The sequence below is a fragment of the Luteimonas saliphila genome (assembly GCF_016774335.1).
Classification (GTDB): Bacteria; Pseudomonadota; Gammaproteobacteria; order Xanthomonadales; family Xanthomonadaceae; genus Luteimonas; species Luteimonas saliphila.
On record NZ_JAETWA010000046.1, the window covers coordinates 227,477 to 246,836 of the forward strand.

The following is a 19,360-nucleotide window of genomic DNA, read 5'->3' on the forward strand; positions in this document are numbered from 1 at the left end:
GACAATCCAATCCGGAACAATGCCCCGCGCGCTGGTCGTGCTCGGCGCAGGCGGGGTCGTCGGGCGCGGCGTGGTCGAGGCCGCGGTCGAGGCCGGGCAGGCGGTGGTCGCGGTCGGGCTGGACGAAACCGCGCGGCTGGCGCTGGTCGCGCGCCATCCGACTGCCGACGTGGTCGCGCTGGCGGCACCGATCGCCAGTGATGCCGATGCGGCCGCGCTTGCGACCCGGCTGCGCACGCTCGGTCCCGCGATCGACGGCGTCGTCGCCAGCCTCGCCGGCGAACATCCCTGCGGGCGCCTGATCGACGAACCGGCCGAGGTACTGCAGCGCGCGCTCGACCAGGACCTGCTGCCGCACCTGTTCGCCGCGCGCCACCTGCTGCCGCTGTTGTCTCCCGGTGCGGCGGGCTACGTGCTGATCGGCGGGCCGGGCGGGCGTTATCCCTGGGCCGGCTACGGCCATTGCTCGATCGCCGCCGCGGCGCTGCGGATGATGGCGCGCGTGCTGCACGACGAGGCCGCGCGACACGGCCAGCGCGTACAACTGCTGTCGCTCGATGCGCCAGTGGCCGGTGCGCGCGAAGCGCAGCCCACCGCCGGCGCTTCGGACAAGGCCCTGGCGGTCGGCCGTCGCGCGCTGTCGATGCTGGACGCGGCGCGCGGCAGCCGTCCCGCGCCGATCCTCGACTACTCCGATGCCATGACCTCCCAGGTCATCGCCGAAGCGACCGCGCGTGCGCCATCGTCGCGTCCAGCGCTCGCGCGCGGCCGCCGCGCCGGCAACGACGCCGTGCTGCCCGCACGCGATCTGCGCGCCGCACGCGCGTTGCTCGATTCCATCGTCTCCCCCACGTCTCCAGGAAGCCTCCACGATGAACACCGCTGATCGCTCCGCGACTCCATTGAACCCCGGCCTGCGTCTCGCCCGACTGGTCCCCGTGCTGCTGGCGGTCGCGCTGGCGGTCGCCTGCAGCAGCAACGCCGCACCCGGCGACGGCGCGCCGCCGCCTCCGGAGGTCAGCGTCGCCGAAGTGGTGGCCAGGCCGGTGCGCCAGTGGGACGACTTCACCGGTCGCGTCAGCGCGATCGAGACGGTCGACCTGCGCGCCCGCGTCAGCGGCTACGTCGAGCGCGTGGCCTACGAGGAAGGGCAGGAGGTGCGCAAGGGCGACCTGCTGTTCGCGATCGACCCGCGTCCCTATCGCGCGGCGCTCGACCAGGCGCTCGCCGAACTCGAACGCGCGCGCAGCGAAGCGCGCCTGGCCAGTGCGCAGAACACCCGCGCCAAGGCGCTGGTCGAGGCGCGGGCGATCTCGCGCGAGGAGTTCGAGACCCGCAACGCCGCCACCGCCCAGGGCGATGCCGCGGTGCGGGCCGCGGAGGCCGCGGTCGCCGCGGCGCGGCTGGACCTGCAGTTCACCCAGGTGCGTTCGCCGATCGACGGCCGCGCCGGTCGCGCGATGGTGACCACCGGCAACCTCGCCCAGGCCGACGCCACCCTGCTGACCACGGTGGTCTCCCAGGATCCGGTGCACGTGTACTTCGAGGCCGACGAGCAGACCTGGCTGCGCTACAGCCGCCTCGCCCGCAACGGCGAGCGCGCCACCACCGACAACGCGGTGCGGGTCGGTCTCGCCGGCGAGGATGGCTACCCGCATGCGGGTACGGTCGACTTCGTCGACAACCGCGTCGATCCGGCCACCGGGACCATCCGCGCACGCGCGGTGCTGCGCAACCCCGAACGCCTGTTCACCCCCGGCCTGTTCGCGCGCGTGCAGCTCGAGGGCAGCGCGCAGTTCGATGCGCTGCTGGTGGACGACAAGGCGGTGCTGACCGACCAGGACCGCAAGTACGTCTACGTGCTTGGCGACGACAACACCGCGCAGCGTCGCGACGTCGTGCTCGGTCGCCTGGTCGACGGCCTGCGCGTGGTGCAATCGGGGCTCGCGCCGGAGGACCGGGTGATCGTCAACGGCCTGCAGAAGGTGTTCATGCCGGGCATGCCGGTGGCGCCGAAGGAGGTGGCGATGCAGCCGGCAAACGCCGCGGAACGGGTCGCGGCGGCCGGCGCACCCGGCAAGGCCATGGAACGGCACTGATCCGGGAACCCGCCATCGCCGTCAACCACCGGGCGCAGCGTGGGATCTCGCGGCAGGCCTACGAAGCCGGCGTCCCCGCTGCGTCCGCAACGACGGTGAGCGACGACCGAACGTCGCGATAACAGACACACATGTTCCCCCCGGGCCGCTCCCTCCGGCCCGTCCGGCCGGTGGCCTTCCCCGACTCCTCCCTCGCAACGGGAAGGTCGCCGGACCGGACTTTTTTCCTCCCCATGGCGCATCGCGCGCCATGAACGCGGCACCGCCGCACAGGACACGCCATGGATTTCTCCAAATTCTTCATCGACCGGCCGATCTTCGCCGCGGTGCTGTCGATCGTGATCTTCGCCGCCGGCCTGATCTCGATCCCGCTGCTGCCGATCGGCGAATACCCGGAAGTGGTGCCGCCTTCGGTGGTGGTACGCACCGTGTATCCCGGCGCCAATCCCAAGGTGATCTCCGAGACGGTGGCCACGCCGCTGGAGGAAGCGATCACCGGCGTCGAGGACATGATGTACGTCAAGTCGGTCGCCGGCTCCGACGGCGTGCTGCAGCTGACCGTGACCTTCCGCCCGGGCACCGATCCCGACGATGCCACGGTGAAGGTGCAGAACCGGGTCTCGCAGGCGCTCGCGCGCCTGCCCGAGGACGTGCGCCGCCAGGGCGTGACCACGCAGAAGCAGTCGCCCGTGTTCCTGATGGTGGTGCACCTGACCTCGGAAGACGGCAACTACGACTCGCTGTACCTGCGCAACTACATGCGCCTGCACGTGAAGGACGAACTGGCGCGCATCGCCGGCGTCGGCGACGCGCAGCTGTTCGGCGGCGGCGACTACGCGATGCGGCTGTGGCTCGATCCGGACAAGATCGCCTCGCGCGGACTCACCGCCGGCGACGTGCTGCGTGCGGTGCGCGAGCAGAACGTACAGGTCTCGGCCGGCCAACTCGGCGCCGAGCCGATGCCCAACGGCAGCGATTTCCTGCTGCCGATCAACGCGCGCGGGCGCCTGGAGAGCGTCGAGGAATTCGGCGACATCGTGCTCGCCAGCGGCAGCGGCGGCGAGATCGTGCGCCTGCGCGACGTCGCCCGGATCGAGCTGGCCGCCGGCGACTACACCTTGCGCGCCCGCCTGGACGGCAAGAACGCGGCCGCGATCGGCATCTTCCAGGCGCCGGGCGCCAACGCGCTGGAGATCCGCGACGCGGTGGTGGCGAAGATGGACGAGCTGCGGCCGTCGCTGCCGCCGGGCGTGGAGATCCAGTCGATCTACGACACAACCATCTTCGTGCGCGACTCGATCAAGTCGGTGATCACCACCCTGCTCGAGGCGGTGCTGCTGGTGGTGCTGGTGGTGATCCTGTTCCTGCAGACCTGGCGCGCCTCGATCATCCCGCTGCTGGCGGTGCCGGTGTCGATCGTCGGCACGTTCGCGGTGCTCAACCTGCTCGGGTTCTCGATCAACACCCTGACCCTGTTCGGCCTGGTGCTGGCGATCGGCATCGTGGTCGACGACGCGATCGTGGTGGTGGAGAACGTCGAGCGCCACATCGAGGAGGGCGCGCAGCCGCTCGAGGCCGCGCACCTGGCGATGCGCGAGGTGTCGGGACCGATCGTCGCCATCACCCTGGTGCTGTGCGCGGTGTTCGTGCCGATGGCGTTCCTGGACGGCGTGACCGGCCAGTTCTACAAGCAGTTCGCGGTCACGATCGCGGTCGCCACGGCGATCTCCGGCCTGAACTCGCTGACCCTCTCGCCGGCGCTCGCGGCCAAGCTGCTGAAAGCCCACGACGCGCCCAAGGATGCGCCCACGCGCCTGATCGACCGCCTGTTCGGCTGGCTGTTCCGCCCGTTCAACCGCTTCTTCGGCCGCAGCGCCGAACGCTACCAGGGCGCGGTGTCGCGCGCCCTGGGACGGCGCGGCGCGGTGTTCGTGGTCTACGCGGTGCTGCTGGCCGGCGCCGGCCTGATGTTCAAGACCGTGCCGGCGGGCTTCATCCCGGTGCAGGACAAGCTGTACCTGATCGCCGGGGTCAAGATGCCCGAGGGCGCGTCGATCGAGCGCACCGACGCCACCCTCAAGCGGATGGCCGAGATCGCAAAGGAGGTCGAGGGCATCGAGAGCGAGGTCGCGTTCCCGGGCCTGAACCCGCTGCAGTTCACCAACACCCCCAACAACGGCGTGGTGTTCTTCACCCTGACGCCGTTCTCGGAGCGTTCGCGCACCGCCGAGGAGATCACCGCCGAGCTCAACCAGAAGTTCGGCGCGATCCAGGAAGGCTTCACCTTCGCCTTCATGCCGCCGCCGATCCAGGGACTGGGCAACGGTTCGGGCTGGTCGCTGTTCGTCGAGGACCGTACCCGGCTGGGTTATGGCGCGCTGCAGGACGCGGTGCAGGCGTTCCAGGGTGCGGCGGCGCAGACCCCGGGTCTGGGCTTCCCGATCACCAGCTACCAGGCCAACGTGCCGCAGCTCGACGCCGAGGTCGACCGGGTCAAGGCCAAGGCCCAGGGGGTGCCGCTGACCGAGCTGTTCGAGACGCTGCAGGTGTACCTGGGTTCGGCCTACGTCAACGACTTCAACATGTTCGGTCGTACCTGGCAGGTGATCGCGCAGGCCGACGGCGGCTTCCGCGACGAGGTCACCGACATCGCCGGCCTGCGCACGCGCAACGTCGCGGGCGACATGGTGCCGATCGGCTCGATGGTCGACGTGCGTCAGACCTACGGCCCCGACCCGGTGATCCGCTTCAACGGCTACCCGGCCGCCGACCTGCTGGGCGAGGCCGACCCGCGCGTGCTGTCGTCGGGCGAGGCGATGGCGACGGTGACCGAACTGGCGCAGCAGGTGCTGCCGACCGGGATGGGCATCGACTGGAGCGACCTGAGCTACCAGCAGGCCACCCAGGGCGGCGCGGCGCTGGTGGTGTTCCCACTCGCGGTGCTGCTGGCCTTCCTGGTGCTGGCGGCGCTGTACGAGAGCTGGACCCTGCCGCTGGCGGTGATCCTGATCGTGCCGATGACGATGCTCGCCGCGCTGTTCGGCGTCTGGCTGACCGGCGGCGACAACAACGTGTTCGTGCAGGTGGGCTTGGTGGTGCTGATGGGCCTGGCGTGCAAGAACGCGATCCTGATCGTGGAGTTCGCGCGCGAGCTGGAACTGCAGGGCAAGGGCATCGTCGAGGCGGCGCTGGAAGCCTGCCGCCTGCGCCTGCGCCCGATCATCATGACCTCGGTGGCATTCATCGCCGGCACCGTGCCGCTGGTGCTGTCGAGCGGCGCCGGCGCCGAGGTGCGCTCGGTCACCGGTATCACCGTGTTCGCCGGAATGCTCGGCGTGACCGCCTTCGGCCTGTTCCTGACGCCGGTGTTCTACGTCGCGCTGCGCAAGCTGGCCAACCGCCCGCTGGTGTCGCACGCGCCGGCGCACGCGGCCGTGCCGGCGCGAATCGACGCATGAGCCTGTGATGTCCGCAACCGGCGAGCCCTGGCGCGAGCCGGCTCCCACACTGACGACGGCGCCGCGACCGGTGCCGCCCCTCGCCCCCATTCCGCAATTGCTGCAGAGGACACGACCCAGATGAACACTGCTTCCAGAATCGCCCTGGTCACCGGCGCCACCCGCGGCATCGGCCTCGAGACCGTCCGCCAGCTCGCCGAGGCCGGCGTCCACACCCTGCTCGCGGGCCGCAACCGCGAACGCGCGGTCGAGGCCGCGCTCAAGCTCCAGGCGCAGGGCCTGCCGGTAGAAGCCATCGCGCTCGACGTCACCGACGCGGCCAGCATCGCCGCGGCGGAGGCCGACGTCGAACGCCGCCACGGCCGGCTCGACATCCTGGTCAACAATGCCGGCATCGCGATCGACGAGGCCGACAAGGGCGTCTCCGGCCAGTCGCTCGAGACCTGGCGCACCACGTTCGACACCAACGTCTTCGGACTCGTCGCCGTGACCCAGGCCTTCCTGCCGCTGCTGCACAAGTCCGCGTCCGCGCGCATCGTCAACGTGTCCAGCGCGCTGGGCTCGATCGCGCTGCATGCGGATCCGGCGTCCTTCATCTACGACATGAAGATCCCGGCGTACAACGTGTCCAAGAGTGCGGTGAACGCCTGGACCGTGCAGCTGGCCTACGAGCTCAGGGACAGCGCGATCAAGGTCAACACCATCCACCCGGGTTACGTGAAGACCGACATGAACCACGTCGACGGCGAGCAGCGCGGCGAGCTCGAGGTGCCGGATGGCGCGCGTACCAGCGTGCGCCTGGCGCTGATCGACGACGACGGCCCCAGCGGCGGCTTCTACTACCTCGACGAGGTGCTGCCATGGTGACCCGCCTCGCGATCACGGCGCTGGCCGCCGCGCTGCTGGCGGCCTGCGCGGTCGGCCCCGACCACTTGCGGCCGCAGGTGGCGGTGCCCGATCGTTTCGGCGCCGGCGATTCGACCGCGGGCGAGGCCACCGCGCCGCTGGCCGATGCCACTGCGCCGGCCAGCTTCGACGACGCCTTCCTGCAGGGACTAGGCGACGAGCAGCTGGCCGGACTGGTACGCGATGCGCTGCATGCCAACCACGACCTGCGCATCGCCCTGACCCGCTACGACCGTGCCAACGCGCTGTTGCGCGGCTCACGCTTCGATGCCCTGCCCACGATCACAGCACAGGGCGAGGCCGCGGACGTGCGCAGCAGTGCCGACCAGGCGCCGGGCGCGGGCCGCGAGGCGCGCGATGGCGAGCAGTGGAGCGCCGGCATCTCGGCCAGCTGGGAACTCGACCTGTTCGGCCGGGTGCGCCGCGGCATCGAGTCCGGCCGCGCCGAGGCCGAGGCCAGCGCCGCCGACCTGCGCGCGCTGCAGGTCGCGATCGCCGGCGAGGTCGCGCGCACCTACGTGGAGCTGCGCGGCACCCAGGAGCGCCTGCGCGTGGCGATCGCCAATCGCGACAACCAGCAGCAGACGCTGGACCTGGTGCAGGCGCGACTCGATGCCGGTGCCGGCACCGAGTTCGACATGGTCCGCGCCCGGGCGCAGCTGGAAACGACCGCGGCGCGGGTCCCGGCGCTGGAGGCGCAACGGCAGGTGGCGATGCACCGGCTGGCGGTGCTGACTGGACGCGACCCGACCGCGCTGGTCGCGACCCTCGCTCCGCAGCGTGCGCTGCCGGCGTTGCCGCCGCGCATCGATCCCGGCGCCCCCGGCGAACTGCTGCGCCAGCGTCCCGATGTCGCCGCCGCCGAGGCGCGGTTGCATGCCGCGACCGCGCGCATCGGCGTCGCCACCGCCGACCTGTTCCCGCGCTTCACGCTCGGCGGGCTGATCGGCAGCCAGGCGATCGACGCCAGCGCGCTGTTCGAGCGCGACAGCGAGACGCGGATCGTCGCGCTGGGCATCGACTGGTCGTTCCTCGACATCGGCCGCGTGCGCGCCCGCATCGCAGCGGCCGATGCCGATGCCGAGGGCGAACTCGCACGCTACCAGCAGTCGGTGTTGCTGGCGCTCGAAGACGCCGAGAACGCATTGGTACGGCATGGACGCGCACGCAGCGAGGACGCGCACCTGGAACGCGCCGCGATCGATGCCGAACAGGCGGCGCAGCTGGCGCGTGCGCGGTTCGAGGCGGGTGCGTCCGGCCTGCTCGACGTGCTCGATGCCGAGCGCGTGCAGTTGCAGGCGCAGGATGCCTTCGCCGATGGCCGTACCCGCAGCGTCGCCAGCGCGGTGGCGCTGTACCGCGCGCTGGCCGGCGGCTGGCCGCAGGTGCTGCCGGAGCGCGAGCGGATCGCCGGAAGGCGTTGAGCCGCGAGCCACGCGGGGCGGGCCAGTCCCCCGCGTGGCTCGCGTGCGCAAGGCGCGGCTGCGGGGGGGCTGCTGGCGGCCGGGGGCGGGTCCTGCCGTTCGGTGATCCATGCGCTGCCGGGACGGGGCGGACTGCGCAACGAGGTCCGCGGATTTGCGCCGCGCGCTACCATGTGCGCCCGCTTCGCCTGCCCGCAGGAGCTTGCCGTGACCGATTCCGACGACGCCCGCAACGGCGTGCCGCGCGCGCAGGCCGAGGACGCGGTGCGCACCCTGCTGCGCTGGGCCGGCGAGGATCCGGCGCGCGAGGGCCTGCTCGACACGCCCAAGCGCGTGGTCAACGCCTACACCGAGTGGTTCAGCGGCTATGCGCTCGATCCGGACGAATACCTCGCGCGCACCTTCGAGGAAGTCGCCGGCTACGACGAGATGATTGTGCTGCGCGACATCGAGTTCGAAAGCCACTGCGAGCACCACATGGCGCCGATCATCGGCCGCGTGCACGTGGGCTACCTGCCCGACGGCAAGGTGGTGGGCATCAGCAAGCTCGCGCGGGTGGTCGAGGCCTACTCCAAGCGCTTCCAGGTGCAGGAGAAGATGACCGCGCAGATCGCCGGCTGCATCCAGCGCGTCCTCGCGCCGCTGGGCGTGGGCGTGGTGGTCGACGGCAGCCACGAGTGCATGACCACGCGAGGCGTGCACAAACGTGGCGTGAGCATGGTCACCTCGACCATGCTCGGCGGTTTCCGCGAGGACGCCCGCACCCGCGACGAGTTCCTGCGCTTCATCGGGGGCGGCGGCGGCCGGCGCTAGTGGTGGCCTGTCCCTGCGGTTCCGGCCGCGACTACGCCGGCTGCTGCGGACCGCTGCACGACGGCGCGCCGCCGCACGATGCCGAGGCATCGATGCGCTCGCGCTACAGCGCGTACGTGCGCGAGGACGCGGCCTACCTGCTGCGCAGCTGGCATCCGACCACGCGCCCGGGCGAACTGTCGTTCGACGCACCGAAGACACAGCGCCCGACCTGGCTCAAGCTCGACGTGCTGCGCCATGTCGCGATCGGCGTGGACAGCGCGGAGGTCGAATTCGTCGCCCGCTACCGCATCGGCGGTGGCTCGGTGGTGCGCATGCGCGAACGCAGCCGTTTCGTGCGCGAGGATGGGCGCTGGCTTTACCTGGAGGCGGTGCAGGACTGACCGGATCGTGTCCGGCGCATGGGATACGCGTTGGCTGGGCACCGCGGAGGCCGCCGCGGGGGCGCGAAGGCGTCACGCGCGGTGGAGGCGGGAGGCCGTTCCCGCGTGCGCTGCGCCTACCCGGGCTACGTGTGGAGATGCGTAGCCCGGACAAGGCCGAAGGCCGCCGCCGGGGAGAGACGCGCGCAATGGGGTGTGGCGGGAAGGCCGTTCCCGGGTGCGCTGCGCTTACCCGGGCTACGTGCGGAGATGCGTAGCCCGGGCAAGGCCGAAGGCCGCCGCCGGGGTGGAGGCGTGCTGCGCAATGGGATGTGGCGGGAGGCCGTTCCCGGGTGCGCTGCGCTTACCCGGGCTACGGGTCCGGCGAGGCGAACCTTGGGGGCGGAATCGCCTCGTGTGAATGCGCCGCGAACCGGTGCGCCGCATTGCATGTGGCGCTTCGGGACGCGCGACTATGCTGCGCGCTCGTATGCGTGCGGGAGCCTTCCATGATCCGATCCCTCTTCTTCGCCCTGGCCTGTACGGCGCCGGTCCTGACCGCGGCTGCCCGGCAGGCCCCTGCACCTGCGGCGCCCGCACCCGCACCGGCGGCCGCTGCCGCGCCGGATCCGGCCTACGACACCTGCGTCATCAACCGTCTGCGCCCGCAGGCGATCGCGCGCGGGATCCCGGGGGAGGCTTTCGACCGCTACATGGCCGGCGTCACGCCCGACCGCAGCGTGCTCGACCTGCTCGACGCGCAACCCGAGTTCACCACGCCGATCTGGGACTACCTGGCCGGCCTGGTCGACGATCAGCGCGTGGTCGACGGACGCGCGATGCTCGACACGCACCGCGACCTGCTTGCGACGGTCTCGGCGCGCTACGGCGTCGATCCGGAGACCATCGTCGCGGTGTGGGGCGTGGAGAGCGATTACGGCCGCGTCTCGGGCAAGCGCCCGCTGCTGCAGTCGCTGTCGGTGCTGTCGTGCTTCGGCCGGCGCCAGGCGTTCTTCCGCGATGAATTCCTGGCCACGCTGAAACTGCTGCACGATGGCGACCTGCGCGATCCGGCGATCACCGGTTCCTGGGCCGGCGCCTTCGGGCATACGCAATTCATGCCCACGACCTATGCGCGCATCGCCGTCGACGGCGACGGCGACGGCCGGCGCGACCTGGTCACCAGCATCCCCGACGCGCTGGCCTCGACCGCGAACTACCTCAAGCGCAGCGGCTGGCAGACCGGGCGCCCCTGGGGCTTCGAGGTGAAGCTGCCCGCGAACTTCGACGTGGCGCTCGCAGGCCGCACCAGCCGCCGGCCGCTCTCGGACTGGGTGACGCGCGGCGTGACCCGCGTCGACGGCGCTGCGATCGCGCCGTCGGACACGCGCAGCGCGATCCTGCTGCCGGCCGGGCGCAGCGGACCGGCGTTCCTGGTGTTCCGCAACTACGACGCGATCTATTCCTACAACGCCGCCGAGAGCTACGCGCTGGCGATCGCCACGCTCGCCGACCGCCTGCGTGGCGGCAGCGGGCTCGCGACGCCGTGGCCCACCGACGATCCCGGCCTGTCGCGCGCACAGCGGCGCGAACTGCAGACGCTGCTGCTCGCCCGCGGCCACGCCATCGGCGAGGCCGACGGCATGATCGGCAGCAACACCCGTCGTGCGATCGTGGTCGAACAGCAGCGCCTGGGCCTAGCACCTGCCGACGGCCGCGCCGGCACGAAGATCCTCGAGGCCCTGCGCGCGGCGCAGTAATCGCCGCCGCGGCGGGACGCCGGCGCAGGCTTCCGCGACGTGCGCCCCGCAACCGCTCGCGATGGTGGCACCGCCAACGCGTGGCGGCATCCCCGCGAATGGGAGCGGTCGTCTGCACCATGCGCGGGGTCGCCGCCCCGTCGCCGCTGGGGTTTTCCCCAGCTGGAAGCGCCGGCCCACCTGCCTATGCTCGATGCAACGCATTCAGCCTGGGGTGTTCGCCATGAGCGATGGCAGCGACGGTGCCGGCGGCGTCGGCAACGACGGCGGCAACAGCGGCGACCATGGCGTCGGCGCGACCGACAGCGCCAGCGGTCTCGGCGAGGCGATGGCCGACGCCGTCAGCGGACTTGCCGACGCGGTCAGCCAGGCGCTGGGACTCGATGCCGACGCGCTCGGCAATGCCCTGTCGGGCCTGGCCGATGCGCTCGGGCTGGAGACCCAGGACCTGCAGGACATCGTCGGCGCGGCGCTGCTCGGCGCCATCACCGGCGGACTGCCGGGCGCGGTGCTCGGCGTGGTCAACGGCCTGGTCGGCGGCAGCCTGAGCGACGCCGCGCGCGACGCGGTGGCCGCGAACGTGCCCGAGGCGATGCAGCCGTTCGCCAATCTCGCCATCGACGCCTTCGCCAGTCGCGTGCCCGGCGCCAATACTTCGCTGGAAAGCGCGCTGGCGAGCTTCGCCAGCGGCGCACTGACCAACGGACGCGCGCCGGAGATCGGCGACATCGGCGCGGTCGCGCGCTCGCTGGCCGACGTGCGCTCGCTGGCGACCGGTGCGCTGTCCGGCCTCGACCTGTCCAGTGCGGACGCGGCTGCGACCAGTATCGAGCGCGCGCTCGATACCCATTTCGCCGAAGCGCGCAGTATCGCCACCGGCGTGGCCGAGAGTTTCGCGCGCAGCGGGACCGCCCATGCCGATGGCGGCCATGGCCCGCTCGGCGATGGCGTCGAGGCGCTGGCGGTGGACGTGGTGCGGATGCTCGCCAACCGCTGACGGCGGTCGCCGGTGTTGGCGGGTATCGTCGCCGGCGTGGCTCGCCGGTGGCAGGCGACCCGCCCCGGGAACAGCGTTCGGCATTGCCGTCGGGCCCAGGCATGGCTGGCCCTGCGTATGCGGACGCTGCTCGCGGGAGGGCTTTCGCAAGAAGGTCTGCTGGCGATGCGGCCGGCACGTCCGCATCCATGTACGGACATCCACGTGCGAAACGCGGGCCCGCGGGATCGGTGACTCGCCGCGTGGCCCCGGCATGGCCACGGGATTCGCGGATAATGCGCGATCCCACCTCTCCTGGCGCCCCGCGTGAGCGAACCGACGGCTTCCCGGCGCAAGGCCGCGCTGGTCTTCATCTTCCTGGTCGTGCTGATCGACGTGCTGGCGTTCGGGCTGATCATCCCGGTACTGCCGCACCTGGTGGACGAATTCACCGGAAGCAAGGCGCAGGCGGCTTTGTGGATCGGCGTGTTCGGCACGGTGTTCGCGGCAGTCCAGTTCATCTGCTCGCCGATCCAGGGCGCGCTCTCCGACCGCTACGGCCGGCGCCCGGTGATCCTGCTCTCGTGCCTGGGCCTGGGCGTGGACTTCGTGATCATGGCGCTGGCGCCGACGCTGTGGTGGCTGCTGGTGGCGCGCGTGTTCTCGGGCATGTTCTCCGCGAGTTTCACCACCGCCAACGCCTACGTGGCCGACATCATCGCGCCGGAGCGGCGCGCGAAAAGCTACGGCATGATCGGCGCCGCGTTCGGCGTCGGCTTCACCATCGGTCCCGTGCTCGGCGGCTGGCTCGGCGAGATCGACCTGCGGCTGCCGTTCTGGTTCGCCGCGGGGCTGGCGCTGCTCAACTTCTGCTACGGCCTGTTCGTGCTGCCCGAGTCGCTGCCGCGCGAGTCGCGCGCGACGCGCTTCGACTGGGCCGCGACGCGCCCGCACGCGGCGATCGTGCTGATCGCGCGCTATCCGTCGATCGTCGGCCTGGCCGCGGTGGTGTTCATCGCCAACCTCGCGCACTACGTGTACCCGAGCGTATTCGTGCTGTTCGCCGACGTGCGCTACGGCTGGGGCCCGTGGCAGGTGGGCTGGGTGCTGTTCCTGGTGGGCGTGTGCAGCGTGATCGTCAACGTCGCGGTGGTCGGGCGCGCGGTCAAGGCGTTCGGCGAGCGTCGCGCGCTGATCCTGGGCCTGGCCTGCGGCGTGGCCGGGTTCGTGGTCTACGCGTTCGCGCCGAAGGGCTGGATCTTCCTGCTCGGCCTGCCGGTCAGCGCGCTGTGGGCGATCGCCGCACCGGCCAGCCAGGCGCTGATCACGCGCCAGGTCGACAAGGACATGCAGGGCCGCATCCAGGGCGCGTTGATGAGCCTGGTGTCGGTGGCGGGGATCATCGCGCCGATCTCGTTCGCCAGCGTGTTCGGCCTGTTCATCGGCGAAGGCGCGCCGGTCGAATTCCCAGGCGCGCCGTGGATGCTGGCGGCGGTGCTGCTTGCGACCGCGGCATGGATCGCGTGGTGCTACGCCCCGCGGTTGCCGCGCCAGGAGGCGCTGGCAGAACCGGGCTGAACGCTCGCCGAGCCGCGTCGCCGGCGCGCCTGTCGCGGCGTGCGACGGAGTGCGACGGAGTGCGACGGAGTGCGAGGATCGCGGATCCATCGACCGGAGGAGGACAGGGATGCGAATGACGACGGGAGCGGCGCTGGCCGCGCTGCTGCTTGCGGGCTGCGGCAGCTACGAATACCGGGACACCAACGCGGCGGTCGATCGCGATCCTGCCTGTGCGGGTCGCGCCGATCGCCCCGGCGAGCCGGTCTCGCCTGCCTGCGAGCGCAAGACCGAGGCGAAGTGGAGCAGCGAACGCAAGCAAGCCGCGCCGATCGATTTCAGCGGCAAGCCCAGGGACGACTGAGCGCAGGACGCCCCGCGCGCCCGGAGAGTGCGCGGGGCGGTGACCTCAGCCGCAGCTGATCCGCTGGATCACGCCGGCATCGTCGGTGTCGATGTTCAGGCGATCCTCGCGGAAGTCCATCGTCGCCGCGTCGCCGGGCTTGAGCACCCGCACGCTGGCCGAGCCGCTGTCGGCGGTGGCCCGGGCGACCAGCGCCTCGGTGGCCTCCTGGCCGACCAGACCCTGCACCGCGTCGGCGTTGCAGATGCGCGGCATGTCGTCGTCGTCCCCGAGCAGAGGCGGCGTCGCCTCGGCGGTGGCGGATGGGCGGGTGTCGACCGGCGTGGCGGCCGGATCGACGACGGCCGGCGCCGCCGGTTCCTGGGAGCCGGGCGTGCAGCCGCCGAGCAACAGCGCCAGCGACAGCGACAGCGACAGCACCGCGGCTGGGACGGGCCGGGTTCGACGCGGGAATTGGATCATGGCGGGCCTCCTTGGCTCGACAGATTCAGGTTTGGGGGAGGCGCCACCATAGCGCGCGCTTCCTGAAGACTTGCGGGCCGCGGACCACGCCCGGGTTCGGATCCGTTCAGCCCACCGCGCCGCGCTTCGCCACCGGCAGCGCGCGGCGGACCATCGCGTTGAAGCCGGTCGCGAGCAGGCCGAAGCCGGCTTCGGTGGGATGGATCTCGTCGTACCAGAACGCGTGATCGTCGAGCGAGCCGATGCCGGAGAAATCGGCATGGGTGAACAGGGCCGGCCAGGCCGCGCGCGTGGGTACGAGCACCTGGTCGCGGAAGCCGTCCACCAGCAGGCGCCAGGCGAAGCGTTCGGCCTCGGCCTTGTTTCCCAGGACCGGCTGCATCACCGGCCACAGCCACGGCCCCACCGTGCCCATCACCATCGCCGCCAGGCCGAGGTTGCCGACCGTCAGCGCGCCCTCCTTGCCGATCGCGTGTCGCGACAGCGGCGCGTAGCCATGGCCGACCACGCGGAAATCGCCGCCGACCGTGGCCATCGCCGCGAGCAGCGTGTCGTAGCGCGCGCGCAGCCGTTCGAACGTGCCGTGCGCGACCACCGCGTCGAACGCGGCGTCGGCGTCCATCCGCCCGCGGCCTGCGAACACCCGTGCCAGCCGATCGCCGAGGCAGTCGTTGCCACCGACGCTCAGGCACAACAGATCGAACCCGCGCGAGGCGAAGCGCTCGGCGTTGTTGCGGCAGGCCGCGGGCGTGAGCATCTGCGCGGCAGTGAGGCCGGGCCCGCCGAGCCGGATCGACATGCCGTCGATGCGCGCGAAGCTGTTCCAGCACAGGTTCCGGTATAGCGGCGTGCTGAACCAGGAATCGCCCCAGTAGGCGATCAGCGGGCGACGTTCGAGGTAGGCGCGCCACTCCCGCCGCTGGCGTGAACCCGGTGTGCCGCTGGCGGCCCGGAGCTGGGTCCAGTTGTCGTAGATGCGCTTGAGTGTCATGCCGCCGCCTCCTGCCGCGAGTCTGGTCCGCCGCGCCGGGGGACACCAGCCCCCGGCGGCGCACGCACCGAGGAGGGGCGGGATCGTCCGCTTGCGCCCGGCGACCGGTCCGGGACCCGTCATCGGCGATGGCGCGAAAGCGCGCGGTACGCAGGCAGGACAACGGGGCCCGGGGGCGGCGACGGCCACGGCCGCGGGATGTGCCCACGCGCGTTTGCACTACAGTGGCGCCCGGGGGGGATCTGCCAACGCACACGGAGGATGCGGTGCGACTGCAGAACATGTTGCCGCCGGCCCTGAAGGCCCGCTGGGGCGGCGCCGGCGCACCGGCCCCCGACGCCGGTTCGGTCAAGGCTGCCGAACTGCGCACGATCCTTGGCGGGGGCCTGCGCGGCGATCCGGTCGAGGTCGAGGCTTGGGGCCTGGCGCTGTCGGGCGGTGGGATCCGCAGCGCGACCTTCGGCTTGGGCGTGCTGCAGGCGCTGGCGCGCAACGGCCTGCTCAAGTGCTTCCATTACCAGTCGACGGTGTCCGGCGGCGGCTACATCGGGGCATTCCTGCAGGCCCTGATCCGACGCCACGGCTTCGAACGCGCATTCCGCACGCTGGCGCCGCGCGGCGACCACGACCGCCCCGAGGAGGGTTCCCCCGGCACCCGGCCGATCCGCCACCTGCGCGAGTACAGCAACTACCTGAGCCCCCGGAAGTCGCCGTTCTCCGGCGACACCCTGGGCATGGTCGGCACTTACGCGCGCAACGTGCTGCTGGTGCAGGTGCAGCTGTGCGCGCTGATCCTGGCGCTGTGCCTGCTGCCGCTGCTGCTGTACGCGGGCGCGGACGAGGTGACGCGGCGCAATCCCACCCTGCTGCTGTCGCTCGCCGGGTTGACCGGGATGCTGGCGATCGTGCTGCTCGCCTACGTGAGTACCTATGCCAACCGTCGCACGCAGCCGGCGGCAGGCGAGATGCCGCCGCCGCCGCGGCGCGTGGTGCTGGCGGCCCTGGCGACGATCGTCGCGCTGGCGGTCGCGTCGATGCTGGGCGCGCTCGGCCTGGCGCGCTTCGAGCGCCTGCCGGGCCTGTTCGCGAGCGCGCTGGGCTGGCTGCCGCGGGCATGGACCGAAGGCTTCGAACTGGGCATCGTCACCGCGGCGTTGTACCTGCTGGTGTGGCACGCCTGGCTGCTGCTCGACCCGTGGTACTCGCGCCTGGTGGCGACCGGCGACGCGCCGCCGCCGGCGCTGCAGCGCCACCCCTGGCGCTTCGTGCTGGCGACGGTGGGCGCGGCGGCGTTCGCGGGGGTGGCGATCATGCTGCTGCGCGGGTGGCTGTCGGGCTGGCAGGCGGTGGGCAGCCTCTGGCACATCCTGGCCTTCGGCCCGCCGCTGGTGGTGGCCGTGGTGGTGCTGACCGCGATCGTGCACCTGGGCCTCGCCGGACCGGCGATGAGCGACCTGCAGCGCGAGATCTGGGCGCGCGTGGGCGGCAAGACCTGCGCCCTGGTGGCGCTGGGCATGACGCTTACGCTGGGGCTGACGATCTACGGCCCGTGGCTGATGCGCTACGGAGCCGGGCAGGGCGCGCAGGCCTTGTCGGGCGCGGGCTGGGCCGGCGTGCTGGCGTGGGTGTCGACCACCGGCATCGGCCTGCTGGTCGCGCACGGCAAGCGCGATGGCAGCGAGCGCAGCAAGCGTTCGCGCCTGCTCGACCTGGTGGCACGGACCGCGCCGTGGGTGTTCCTGCTCGGCCTGCTGATCGCGCTCAGCCTGGCCGGCCATGTATTGCTGCAGGCGGCCGGGCCCGCGCTGGAGCGGTTCGCCGGGGGCGCGGCACCGACGCCTGCGACGTTCGAGAGCGAACGGCTCGCCGACTACCTCGTGCGGCTGCATGGCGCGGTCACCTCGTATCCGCGCGCGCTGCTGCTGCTGATCCTCGGCGCGCTGGCGCTGTGGCTGCTGTTCGGCTGGGCGGTGAACGTCAACGAGTTCAGCCTCAACGCCTTCTATCGCAACCGGCTGGTGCGTTGCTACCTCGGTGCCAGCAACGACCACCGCAACCCCGAGCCCACCACCAACTTCGACGTGCAGGACGACCTGGTGCTGGCCGACCTGGTGGAAGTCGTGCGCCACGACGGCACGCGGCCGCTGTACCCGCTGGTCGGCACCGCGCTGAACATGGTCGCGGCCAAGCAGCTCGACTGGCAGGACCGCAAGGCCGCCTCGTTCTGCCTCACGCCGGGCTGGTGCGGTTACCTGCCGCCGGATTCGCGCGCAGGCGACGCGCCGATCGGCGACCGCGCGGCGGCGACCGCCGGCACCGCATCCGCGGCACCGGGTGGCGCGCATGTCGACTCGCTGGCGGCCTCGCTCACCCTGGGCAGCGCGATCGCGATCTCGGGCGCGGCGGTCAACCCGAACATGGGCTACCACAGCTCGCCCGCGGTGACCTTCCTGCTCACCCTGTTCGACGCGCGCCTGGGCTGGTGGCTGCCGAATCCACGCCATCCCGAGCATCCACGCGCCGACAGCTCGCCGTTCTTCGGCCGCTGGCTGCTGGCCGAGATGCTCGGGCGCACGCATGCCGGCGGCAAGTTCGTGCACCTGTCCGACGGCGGCCATTTCGAGAACCTCGGCCTGTACGAGCTGGTGCGGCGCCGCTGCCGCTTCATCCTCTGCGTCGACGCCGCCGCCGACGCCGACCGCGCGTTCGCCGACCTCGGCAATGCCGTGCACAAGTGCCGGGTCGATTTCGGCGCCGACATCGACATCGACGTCGCCGCGCTGGCGGCACGCGACGGCGCCCTGGCCGAGCGCAGCTGCGCGGTGGGCCGGATTACCTACGCCGACGGCAGCGTCGGCACCCTGCTGTACCTCAAGCCCACCCTGACCGGGGAGGAGCCGGCCGACATCGCCCACTACGCGCGCAGCCACCACTGTTTCCCGCACGAGCCGACGTCCGACCAGTTCTTCGACGAGGCGCAGTTCGAAAGCTACCGACGGCTCGGCGAGGACATCGCCCAGCGCGCGCTCGATCCGGCACTGGAACGCATCGACGCCGCGCCCGGCTCGCCGGGACACGACCAGCTCGGGCTGTACGACTCCGCGCTCAAGGACAAGCTGCTGATCGCACTGCGCCAGCGCTGGGTGGCGCCGCTGCCGGGCGTGGCCGACCGCTTCGCCCTGCACGGCAAGGCGCTGACGCGGCTGTTCGGCAAGCTGCGTGACACGCCCGCGCTGGCGGTGCTCGACGCGCAGTTCTATCCGGCCTGGACCGACCTGGTCGAAGGGACGTCGTCGCGGGCCGACGCAGCGCCGCCGTCGGCGCTGGAACGGCGCACGCGCCTGCCGCCGCCGGAGGACTTCCGTACCTGCTTCTACTTCTGCCAGGAGCTGATCCGGCTGATGGAGGCGGTCTACCACGACCTCGACCTGGAGCATGCCTGGGACCATCCCGACAACCGCGGCTGGCTCAACGCGTTCCGGCACTGGAGCTGGGCGCCGATGTTCCGGATCGCGTGGATAGTCGGTGCGCCGAGCCTGGGCGCGCGCTTCGTCGCCTTCTGCCAGCAGCGGCTGGACCTGCCGCGACTGGACAACGACGGCGAGGACCGTCGGCGGGTGCTGCGGCTCGAGCGGCACCAAGTGCCGCCCGATGGCGACTGGCAGGGCCTGTGCGACACGTTGATGTCCGCCGGCACGATCAATCACGTCGAGCACTCGATCCTGTCGTCGGATCCGGTCTGCAAGCACGCGGTGCGGCCGACCCACCTGTACGTGCTGCGGCTGAAGTGGTCGGCGGTGCTTGCGCGCACCGGCACCGACATGGCCGACAGCACGCTGGGCGTGGCCGCGATGGCGGAAGGCACGCTGCGCCTGCTGCGCGTGCAGGACCATGTGCGCCGGCTGGGCTTGGCGACCGAGTTCATGCGCCTGCTGATCAACCGCGAGGTGGTCTCGGAGGTCGACATTCGCAGCGGCTACTACGGCCTCGGCGGCGTCTGCCGCAACCGCCGTGCGCAGCAGGTGCAGGCCTGGCTGGAGCAGGCGCTGACACTGGCGCGCAAGCGCCAGAGCGCTCGCAACGATGCGGCGCGGGCCAAGCGCGAGGCGCGTCGTACGCGCAGGCAGTCGCCGCCGCCGGCGCCCGTCGAATGACGCATATGGCGGGAGTACGACTCCCGCCGTGGCG

General features: G+C 71.7%; 14 protein-coding genes. 12 read left to right on the top strand and 2 right to left on the bottom strand.

Translation table 11 applies throughout. The annotated features are described in order from the left end of the window. Positions 1–19 precede the first annotated feature (19 nt). The 11 genes from JMO03_RS17955 to JMO03_RS18005 all read left to right on the top strand — a co-directional run bounded on the left by JMO03_RS17955 (position 20) and on the right by JMO03_RS18005 (position 13,719). Positions 20–886, top strand: a complete 867-nt coding sequence (locus JMO03_RS17955) for an SDR family oxidoreductase (protein WP_202845111.1) — start codon at positions 20–22, stop codon at positions 884–886. Next, entirely contained in the window at positions 873–2,099 is a 1,227-nt protein-coding gene (locus JMO03_RS17960) for an efflux RND transporter periplasmic adaptor subunit (protein WP_202845112.1), read from the top strand. The genes JMO03_RS17955 and JMO03_RS17960 overlap by 14 nt, the downstream gene beginning before the upstream one ends. Before the next feature lie 281 nt (positions 2,100–2,380). After that, the gene (locus JMO03_RS17965) at positions 2,381–5,557 is read left to right on the top strand and encodes an efflux RND transporter permease subunit (protein WP_202845113.1); all 3,177 of its coding nucleotides are present in this window, start codon (positions 2,381–2,383) and stop codon (positions 5,555–5,557) included. Between the two features lie 120 nt (positions 5,558–5,677). Beyond that, complete coding sequence (locus JMO03_RS17970) at positions 5,678–6,424, top strand: SDR family oxidoreductase (RefSeq protein WP_202845114.1); 747 nt, start codon at positions 5,678–5,680, stop codon at positions 6,422–6,424. Further along, positions 6,418–7,887, top strand: coding sequence for an efflux transporter outer membrane subunit (locus JMO03_RS17975; protein ID WP_202845115.1), 1,470 nt, complete (start codon positions 6,418–6,420; stop codon positions 7,885–7,887). Before JMO03_RS17970 ends, JMO03_RS17975 begins: the two co-directional genes overlap by 7 nt. Before the next feature lie 207 nt (positions 7,888–8,094). Continuing rightward, entirely contained in the window at positions 8,095–8,700 is a 606-nt protein-coding gene (gene folE / locus JMO03_RS17980) for a GTP cyclohydrolase I FolE (protein WP_202845116.1), read from the top strand. Then, positions 8,700–9,083, top strand: a complete 384-nt coding sequence (locus tag JMO03_RS17985; RefSeq protein WP_337926449.1) for a YchJ family protein — start codon at positions 8,700–8,702, stop codon at positions 9,081–9,083. The genes folE and JMO03_RS17985 overlap by 1 nt, the downstream gene beginning before the upstream one ends. Positions 9,084–9,571: 488 nt before the next feature. Next, positions 9,572–10,822, top strand: a complete 1,251-nt coding sequence (locus tag JMO03_RS17990) for a lytic murein transglycosylase (RefSeq protein WP_202845117.1) — start codon at positions 9,572–9,574, stop codon at positions 10,820–10,822. A 223-nt stretch (positions 10,823–11,045) separates the two neighbouring features. Then, on the top strand, positions 11,046–11,819 hold the full coding sequence (locus tag JMO03_RS17995; RefSeq protein ID WP_202845118.1) for a hypothetical protein: 774 nt from the start codon (positions 11,046–11,048) through the stop codon (positions 11,817–11,819). Positions 11,820–12,125: 306 nt separating this feature from the next. Further along, a complete protein-coding gene (locus JMO03_RS18000) occupies positions 12,126–13,376 on the top strand; it encodes an MFS transporter (RefSeq protein ID WP_202845119.1) in 1,251 nt (416 codons plus the stop codon). 115 nt (positions 13,377–13,491) lie between these two features. Continuing rightward, positions 13,492–13,719: a hypothetical protein gene (locus tag JMO03_RS18005; protein WP_238346306.1), complete on the top strand. Its 228-nt coding sequence runs from the start codon at positions 13,492–13,494 to the stop codon at positions 13,717–13,719. Between the two features lie 45 nt (positions 13,720–13,764). Here the strand turns inward: JMO03_RS18005 and JMO03_RS18010 are convergent, their stop codons facing one another. Both JMO03_RS18010 and JMO03_RS18015 read right to left on the bottom strand, forming a co-directional pair. Continuing rightward, the gene (locus JMO03_RS18010) at positions 13,765–14,181 is read right to left on the bottom strand and encodes an I78 family peptidase inhibitor (RefSeq protein ID WP_202845121.1); all 417 of its coding nucleotides are present in this window, start codon (positions 14,179–14,181) and stop codon (positions 13,765–13,767) included. Positions 14,182–14,287: 106 nt separating this feature from the next. After that, the gene (locus JMO03_RS18015; RefSeq protein ID WP_202845122.1) at positions 14,288–15,172 is read right to left on the bottom strand and encodes a hypothetical protein; all 885 of its coding nucleotides are present in this window, start codon (positions 15,170–15,172) and stop codon (positions 14,288–14,290) included. A 266-nt stretch (positions 15,173–15,438) separates the two neighbouring features. Between JMO03_RS18015 and JMO03_RS18020 the strand changes: the two genes are divergently transcribed. Then, positions 15,439–19,326 carry a patatin-like phospholipase family protein gene (locus tag JMO03_RS18020; RefSeq protein WP_202845123.1) on the top strand — a complete coding sequence of 1,296 codons (3,888 nt, stop codon included), beginning with the start codon at positions 15,439–15,441 and terminating at the stop codon, positions 19,324–19,326. Positions 19,327–19,360: the final 34 nt, after the last annotated feature.